Annotated in this window: 2 protein-coding genes and 3 rRNA genes; all 5 read right to left on the bottom strand. The window is 57.8% G+C overall.

All coding sequences use genetic code 11. The annotated features are described in order from the left end of the window. Positions 1–61: 61 nt before the first annotated feature. A 5S ribosomal RNA gene (gene rrf / locus IY716_RS09645) occupies positions 62–178 on the bottom strand. Between the two features lie 298 nt (positions 179–476). Beyond that, a 23S ribosomal RNA gene (locus IY716_RS09640) occupies positions 477–3,590 on the bottom strand. A gap of 457 nt (positions 3,591–4,047) precedes the next feature. Next, positions 4,048–5,572, bottom strand: a 16S ribosomal RNA gene (locus IY716_RS09635). Together the 16S, 23S and 5S rRNA genes form the textbook arrangement of a ribosomal RNA operon. 676 nt (positions 5,573–6,248) lie before the next feature. Further along, a complete protein-coding gene (locus IY716_RS09630; protein ID WP_218221299.1) occupies positions 6,249–7,694 on the bottom strand; it encodes a hypothetical protein in 1,446 nt (481 codons plus the stop codon). After that, the gene (gene rlmB, locus IY716_RS09625) at positions 7,695–8,687 is read right to left on the bottom strand and encodes a 23S rRNA (guanosine(2251)-2'-O)-methyltransferase RlmB (protein WP_218221298.1); all 993 of its coding nucleotides are present in this window, start codon (positions 8,685–8,687) and stop codon (positions 7,695–7,697) included. Between the last annotated feature and the right edge of the window lies 1 nt (position 8,688).

Here is an 8,688-nt window from a genome sequence, read left to right as displayed (position 1 = left end):
GTCTGGGTATAGGTGAAGCCCGGTCCCACGAACGGGGACCGGGCTTCAACCCTTAAATTGTGTCCGGCGGCGACCTACTCTCCCACACACTCCAGTGTGCAGTACCATCGGCGCAGTGGGCCTTAGCTTCCGGGTTCGGGATGGGACCGGGCGTTTCCCCCACGCTATGACCGCCGTAACTCTAGAACAACACCCTTCCCACACCACCACACACACCAAAACAACAGGTGACCCATGGCGGGGTACTACGGTGTCGTAAACCTAAACTCACAACAACACTCTTCACTTATACACACCCCACACCATCACACCAATACAAGTGCACAAGTAGGGGCGTGTTCTTACCTGACCCACACCACCCACACCCCCAAAAAAGGGGCGCACGAGTGTTGCGGGGTTGTTGGCAGAGAACCGCCTAGTGGACGCGAACACGCAGTGTTCAATCAAAACTTCACCGAGCACACAAAATTGATGTGTGGTGTAAGTGATCGGCTTATTAGTACCAGTCAGCTTCACGCATTACTGCGCTTCCACATCTGGCCTATCAACCCAGTAGTCTAGCTGGGAGCCTTCACACCTTAAAGGTGACGGAGATCTTATCTTGAAGCCGGCTTCCCACTTAGATGCTTTCAGCGGTTATCCATCCCGAACGTAGCTAATCAGCGGTGCACTTGGCAGTACAACTGACACACCAGAGGTTCGTCCGTCCCGGTCCTCTCGTACTAAGGACAGACCTTCTCAAATCTCCTGCGCGCGCAGCGGATAGGGACCGAACTGTCTCACGACGTTCTAAACCCAGCTCGCGTACCGCTTTAATGGGCGAACAGCCCAACCCTTGGGACCAACTCCAGCCCCAGGATGCGACGAGCCGACATCGAGGTGCCAAACCATGCCGTCGATATGGACTCTTGGGCAGGATCAGCCTGTTATCCCCGAGGTACCTTTTATCCGTTGAGCGACGGCCCTTCCACACGGTGCCGCCGGATCACTAGTCCCAACTTTCGTTCCTGCTCGAGCTGCCGCTCTCACAGTCAAGCTCCCTTGTGCACTTACACTCGACACCTGATTGCCAACCAGGCTGAGGGAACCTTTGGGCGCCTCCGTTACTCTTTAGGAGGCAACCGCCCCAGTTAAACTACCCACCAGGCACTGTCCCTGGACCCGATCAGGGCCCGAAGTTAGATGCCTAACAACACCAGAGTGGTATTTCAACGATGACTCCACAACCACTAGCGTGGCCGCTTCACAGTCTCCCACCTATCCTACACAAGTGATGTCAAACACCAATACCAAGCTATAGTAAAGGTCTCGGGGTCTTTCCGTCCTGCTGCGCGTAACGAGCATCTTTACTCGTAGTGCAATTTCGCCGAGTCCACGGTTGAGACAGCGGGGAAGTCGTTACTCCATTCGTGCAGGTCGGAACTTACCCGACAAGGAATTTCGCTACCTTAGGATGGTTATAGTTACCACCGCCGTTTACTGGGGCTTAAATTCAGAGCTTCGCCACAAGTGGCTAACCCTTCCTCTTAACCTTCCAGCACCGGGCAGGAGTCAGTCCGTATACATCGTCTTACGACTTCGCACGGACCTGTGTTTTTAGTAAACAGTCGCTTCCCCCTGGTCTCTGCGACCACCACCAGCTCACCAAAGCAAGCCTGGATCACCAGGGTGGTCCCCCTTCTCCCGAAGTTACGGGGGTATTTTGCCGAGTTCCTTAACCGTGGTTCTCTCGATCGCCTTAGTATTCTCTACCTGACCACCTGTGTCGGTTATGGGTACGGGCGGTACAAGCCCTCGCGTCGATGCTTTTCTTGGCAGCATAGGATCACTGAATCCCCCACCAAAGTGGGGGCCCATCAAGTCTCACCCATATAACAAGTCCCGGATTTACCTAGGACTCGGGCTACATTCTTAGACCCAGACAACCATCGCTGGGCTCAGCTACCTTCCTGCGTCACACCTGTTAATACGCTTGGCTCCCCGGTTCAGGTCCTGCGCTCCTCGTACACGTCAGTTCCCCGAAGGGAACCGCTCTAGCACGATTCGGGCAGTTAGTATCACCAGATCACCATGGGCGGTCTTATACCGGTACGGGAATATCAACCCGTTGTCCATCGACTACGCCTGTCGGCCTCGCCTTAGGTCCCGACTAACCCAGGGCAGATTAGCTTGACCCTGGAACCCTTAGTCATTCGGCGGACACGTTTCTCACGTGTCTTTCGCTACTCATGCCTGCATTCTCACTCGAACACACTCCACAGACGAGCTTACGCTGCTGCTTCACCGCAGTGTTCGACGCTCCCCTACCCATCCAGTCCACAAGGGACTAAATGCCACAGTTTCGGTGGTGTGCTTGAGCCCCGCTACATTGTCGGCGCGGAATCACTTGACCAGTGAGCTATTACGCACTCTTTCAAGGATGGCTGCTTCTAAGCCAACCTCCTGGTTGTCTAAGCAACTCCACATCCTTTCCCACTTAGCACACGCTTAGGGACCTTAACTGGTGGTCTGGGCTGTTTCCCTCTCGACCATGAAGCTTATCCCCCACAGTCTCACTGCTGCGCTCTCACTTGACCGGCATTCGGAGTTTAGCTGACGTCAGTAACCTTGTAGGGCCCATCGGCCATCCAGTAGCTCTACCTCCGGCAAGAAACACGCAACGCTGCACCTAAATGCATTTCGGGGAGAACCAGCTATCACGGAGTTTGATTGGCCTTTCACCCCTACCCACAGCTCATCCCCCCAGTTTTCAACCTAGGTGGGTTCGGTCCTCCACGCGCTCTTACACGCGCTTCAACCTGGCCATGGGTAGATCACTCCGCTTCGGGTCTAGACCCAGCGACTCAAACGCCCTATTCAGACTCGCTTTCGCTACGGCTTCCCCACACGGGTTAACCTCGCCACTGAGCACTAACTCGCAGGCTCATTCTTCAAAAGGCACGCCATCACACCCCAAATGGATGCTTTGACGGATTGTAGGCACATGGTTTCAGGTACTATTTCACTCCCCTCCCGGGGTACTTTTCACCATTCCCTCACGGTACTGATTCACTATCGGTTAGTAGGTAGTATTTAGGCTTACCAGGTGGTCCTGGCTGATTCACACAAGATTCCTCGAGCCTCGTGCTACTCGGGATACACTCACAGGCCGGCGGAACGCATTACGACTACGGGACTCACACCCTCTACGGCGAAGGACTCAACCTTCTTCGTCTATACGCCCGCACCTCAACCCAGAGGACTGGTAGATCCTCCACGAAATGTCCCACAACCCCGATCACGCAACCCCTACCAGGTATCACACGCAACCGGTTTAGCCCCATCCGCTTTCGCTCGCCACTACTCACAGAATCACTACATTGTTTTCTCTTCCTGTCGGTACTGAGATGTTTCACTTCCCGACGTTCCCTCCAACCGGTCTATACATTCAACCGGTGGTCACACACCATCACAGCATGCGGGGTTTCCCCATTCGGAAATCCTGGTATCAACGCTCGGTTATCAACTCCACCAGGCTTATCGCAGATTCCCACGTCCTTCATCGGCTCCTACTACCAAGGCATTCACCATGCGCCCTAAAACACTTACGACCGCCATCACAGTAGCTGCGATGACACTCAAAATTAAGCGCTCGACTAAAAATTGACACAAAAAACACTGACCACACCAACGGTGTGACCAGCATGATTCGAGTATTTTGTTCAAAAGAACAAAGATGCTCGCGTCCACTATGCAGTTCCCAAACAACAACCCCCACCACCATCACCAACCCGCTCACACGGGCTGGCTACCTGAAGCCGAGGGCCAGATCATGAAACAACCATTGTTGTCTCAGGACCCAACAGTGTGCCAAGCACCACGAACTTTAGACACCAGAAACTCTTTCCGACCCGTGAACCCTCACACAAGTGTGAGAGACAGGCGTACCGGAGAAACCAGTGCCAAGCATCGTGATGACGATTCGTTGATATTCCACCCTTGAGCAAACCACCAGTCACACGAACGGCGACATGAAGTGGCGGACCCGACTCGGGTCCAGCTCCTTAGAAAGGAGGTGATCCAGCCGCACCTTCCGGTACGGCTACCTTGTTACGACTTAGTCCCAATCGCGAGTCCCACCTTCGACGGCTCCCCCCACAAGGGTTAGGCCACCGGCTTCGGGTGTTACCCACTTTCGTGACTTGACGGGCGGTGTGTACAAGGCCCGGGAACGTATTCACCGCAGCGTTGCTGATCTGCGATTACTAGCGACTCCAACTTCACGAAGTCGAGTTGCAGACTTCGATCCGAACTGAGACCGGCTTTTAGGGATTAGCTCCACCTCACAGTATCGCAACCCATTGTACCGGCCATTGTAGCATGCGTGAAGCCCAAGACATAAGGGGCATGATGATTTGACGTCGTCCCCACCTTCCTCCGAGTTGACCCCGGCAGTCTCCCATGAGTCCCCACCATGACGTGCTGGCAACATAGGATAGGGGTTGCGCTCGTTGCGGGACTTAACCCAACATCTCACGACACGAGCTGACGACAACCATGCACCACCTGTGAACCGACCCCGAAGGGAAACTGCATCTCTGCAGCGGTCCGGTCCATGTCAAGCCTTGGTAAGGTTCTTCGCGTTGCATCGAATTAATCCGCATGCTCCGCCGCTTGTGCGGGCCCCCGTCAATTCCTTTGAGTTTTAGCCTTGCGGCCGTACTCCCCAGGCGGGGCACTTAATGCGTTAGCTACGGCGCGGAAAACGTGGAATGTCCCCCACACCTAGTGCCCAACGTTTACGGCATGGACTACCAGGGTATCTAATCCTGTTCGCTCCCCATGCTTTCGCTCCTCAGCGTCAGTAACAGCCCAGAGACCTGCCTTCGCCATCGGTGTTCCTCCTGATATCTGCGCATTTCACCGCTACACCAGGAATTCCAGTCTCCCCTACTGCACTCTAGTCTGCCCGTACCCACTGCACACCCGGGGTTGAGCCCCGGGCTTTCACAGCAGACGTGACAAACCGCCTACGAGCTCTTTACGCCCAATAATTCCGGATAACGCTCGCGCCCTACGTATTACCGCGGCTGCTGGCACGTAGTTAGCCGGCGCTTCTTCTGCAGGTACCGTCACTTGCGCTTCTTCCCTGCTGAAAGCGGTTTACAACCCGAAGGCCGTCATCCCGCACGCGGCGTCGCTGCATCAGGCTTTCGCCCATTGTGCAATATTCCCCACTGCTGCCTCCCGTAGGAGTCTGGGCCGTGTCTCAGTCCCAGTGTGGCCGGTCACCCTCTCAGGCCGGCTACCCGTCATCGCCTTGGTGAGCCTTTACCTCACCAACAAGCTGATAGGCCGCGAGTCCATCCAAAACCGATAAATCTTTCCACCAGCACCCCATGCGAGGACTGGTCGTATCCGGTATTAGACCCAGTTTCCCGGGCTTATCCCAGAGTTAAGGGAAGGTTACTCACGTGATACTCACCCGTTCGCCACTAATCCAACCGTGCAAGCACGGTCTTCATCGTTCGACTTGCATGTGTTAAGCACGCCGCCAGCGTTCATCCTGAGCCAGGATCAAACTCTCCATTAAAAATTAATAAGAGATCAGCATCCACAATCAACAACGAGAAGAACCAGACCTTGCCAGAAAAACAAGGTCCTCACGATTCCACCATCATTGATCACAGACACCGGAATCCTTGGCTAAATTCGCGATCATCACCACGGGGGTGGTAATGTCGCTGTTATTAACCAAATAAATAATTTGGTATCAACAAACTTGGCACACTATTGAGTTCTCAAACAACAACCGCTACCGGCACCATCAAGAAGTTTATGTTTTCCTGAATCGCTCCGAAGCAACTTTTCAAGCTTACCAACAAGCTTTCGCTTCGTCAATTCGATGTTTCCATCGAGTTTCTCGATGTTCTCATCTGAATCCTTGACGCCAGACCGTTCTCGTCTTCGTTCCTGCAAGTGCTGCTGGAGCGAAGCTGAACTCGTCGTCTGCGCGGTTCTCAACTCTACGTCCTGGTGTCTGACTGAGTCAACTCGAGGTCAACCCAGAAACAACACCGGGTTTCACCGGAGTCTCGAACCCTTCTCCGAACGAATCGGTGAAGGAAAGCTATATGGTTTTCAAGTCCTGCTCGGCCGCTGCGGTCCGCTTCAAGCTTTTCCGCTGCGCCCTTGAGCACGAGATGAGACTCTATCAGCACTTTTTTGGCTTTGTAAACTCCGCCTCAAAATCCGCCTGACGAGGGGGTTCAGGTCTCACTCTGTAGGAGCATGGACGGTCGGAAGACCCAGCGTCCCTCCCAGCGATGGAACAGCTCCAGCGCTTCGGTCAGCATCGCCACGTGGAAGAACACCGAGTCGATTCCGGCGCCATCCGCGTCACTGCTCCGGTAACCCTGCAGCAGCGACTTCGTCACCTGCTCGTACCAGAGACCGAAGTCCACCGGATCGAGGCTCCCACCGTCGGGACCCTCCGTGCCCGGGGCTGCATGAGCCGTCTCCATCACGAGGTCAGCCAGGGACATCAGAAGAGTGACGACGTCGCGCATCGGCAGCGCATGATCCACCATGCCGCCCTCTTCATCGACGATCCATCCTCGCTCAGACGTTCCCCTGCGAAGTCGTTCGGCACCGAGGTCTCCATGGATCTTCTGCAGGGTCATCACCTGGTCGGCGTCGCGAAGCTGCCGCTTGAGCAGATCCACCACCTCGGCCAGATCGGTGGCCTCGGACTCATCGAGATCCGCTCGCACCTGGACCCACTGGTCCTGGAGCGCCGTCGCGGCGCCATCAACCATGGCTTTGAGCTGACCCGCAGTCTGCGGATAGGCGCCGAAGGTCGCGGCGAGGTCCGCATGGAAATCTCCAAGGATCTCGCCGAGTTCAGCGGCCTCCTCCGTGAAATCCGATCCCGAGCTCAAGGCCCTTCGGGCCAGCGCTGCGGCATCGGGGGCACCGAGCGCGGCTTCACGGATGACGCCGAGATCGCCCGAGACCCACCGCAGCTCCCCCGCTGCTCCGGTCGGCTCCGGCCAGCTGCCGGTCACCACTCCCAGAACTCTCGCCACGGTGGTGCTCCCGGTGCGAGCCATGCGCATCACAGTGTCCAGCGTTGCGCTGCGCTGCTGCGCGGGTCGGCGGATGAAGTCGACCACGGTCTCCCGGGCGAGGTCCGCGTCAGATTCCGCAGCGATGACCGAGGTTCGTGTCGCGCCCCGCCCCTTCGTCTCGAGCGGAGTGCGCTGCAGCTTCGCCGTGAAGGCAGGCCAGCTGTCGAAGTCCCCGAAGGCCTCGCCACGGGATCGACCGTTGCGGCTGCCCTGCTGACGACGCGCCATCTCATGCCACGCGGCGAGGAACGCCCGGTCCCGGGAACCGTCGTAGACCCACAGTTCACCGGCGGGACTGCCGAGTCGGCCGATCAGCGCGGTCTTGCCTGCCAGTGCCGAAGGGCGGCTGCGCAGTGCCATCGGCACTGCCACCCGTTCCACGCCACTGGCGTGCACGACGTCGAAGAGGTGCATCTCCAGATGAACAACCTGGTCGGCGTCGCCGCTGGGCGTCGGAAGGCGCAAGCCGCCCACACGGGTGATGGCGCGCCGGGCCGGGGCCACCGGGAACCACTCCTGCTGGGAGAGCCAGGTCCCGACCAGATCCAGGAACCCCGGCTGCTCCTCTCCTCGAAAACGCGTCATCTACTGACGCGCTCCCCGACGACGCATGGCGATCTCGTAGAGGCTGATGCCCACGGCCATCGAGGCGTTCAACGATTCTGTCGCCGAGGTGATCGGGATCGACACGATCTGGTCGCAGGTCTCCCGCACCAGACGGGAAAGCCCCTTGCCCTCCGAGCCGACCACGATGATCACCGGCTCCGCCGCGAGCTCGATGTTCTGCAGCGAGACATCTCCTCCACCATCGAGCCCCAGCACAAAGAAGCCCAGCTTCTTCGCTTCCTTCAGCGCCTGAGTGAGGTTCTTGGCTCGAGCCACCGGGATGCGCGCGGCAGCTCCGGCGGAAGTCTTCCATGTGGTGGCCGTGACCCCGGCGCTGCGGCGCTCCGGGATCAGCACCCCATGAGCGCCGAAGGCAGAGGCGGCACGCAGCATCGCGCCGAGATTGCGTGGATCCGTGATGGAATCGCAGGCGAGAAACAGCGGCTGGTCCGGGATATGCCCCTTGGCCGCGCGCTCCAGCTCGCCCTCGGCGAGATCCAACACATCTGCGTAGTCATAGGGTTCCAGCAGCAGCGCCAGTCCCTGATGAACCGCCCCACCGGTGGAGTTGTCCAGCTGCCGGCGGTTGACCTCCCTGACGCGGACACCTTGTTCCGCTGCATACTGCAGGGCTTCGCGCACGCGACCATCGGACTCCACGTCGGTCGCGACGTGCAGCTCACGGGCGGGCACGCGTTCCCGCAGCGCCTCCACCACGGAGTTCCGGCCGGCGACCATGTCCTCGGCCCCGAACCCGGACCCGCGCTGGCGAGTTCGGTTTTCGCTGGTCTTTGATGCGGCCCGCTCGGAGAGCATCTTCTGCCGGTGCGCCTTGTGGTACACCCTGTCCTCTGCCTTGGGCGTCGGACCCTTCCCGCGCAGGGCACGACGGCCCTGTCCCCCGGATCCGGTCTGGGGACCCTTCTTCTCTCTGCGGATCGCAGCCGATTTCGGCCGTGAGTCTTTCGCCATG

This window comes from Nesterenkonia sp. Act20 (assembly GCF_019173455.1).
Taxonomy (GTDB): domain Bacteria; phylum Actinomycetota; class Actinomycetes; order Actinomycetales; family Micrococcaceae; genus Nesterenkonia.
Note: the sequence above shows the minus strand (reverse complement) of the source record. Positions and strands in the feature narration are given on the sequence as shown.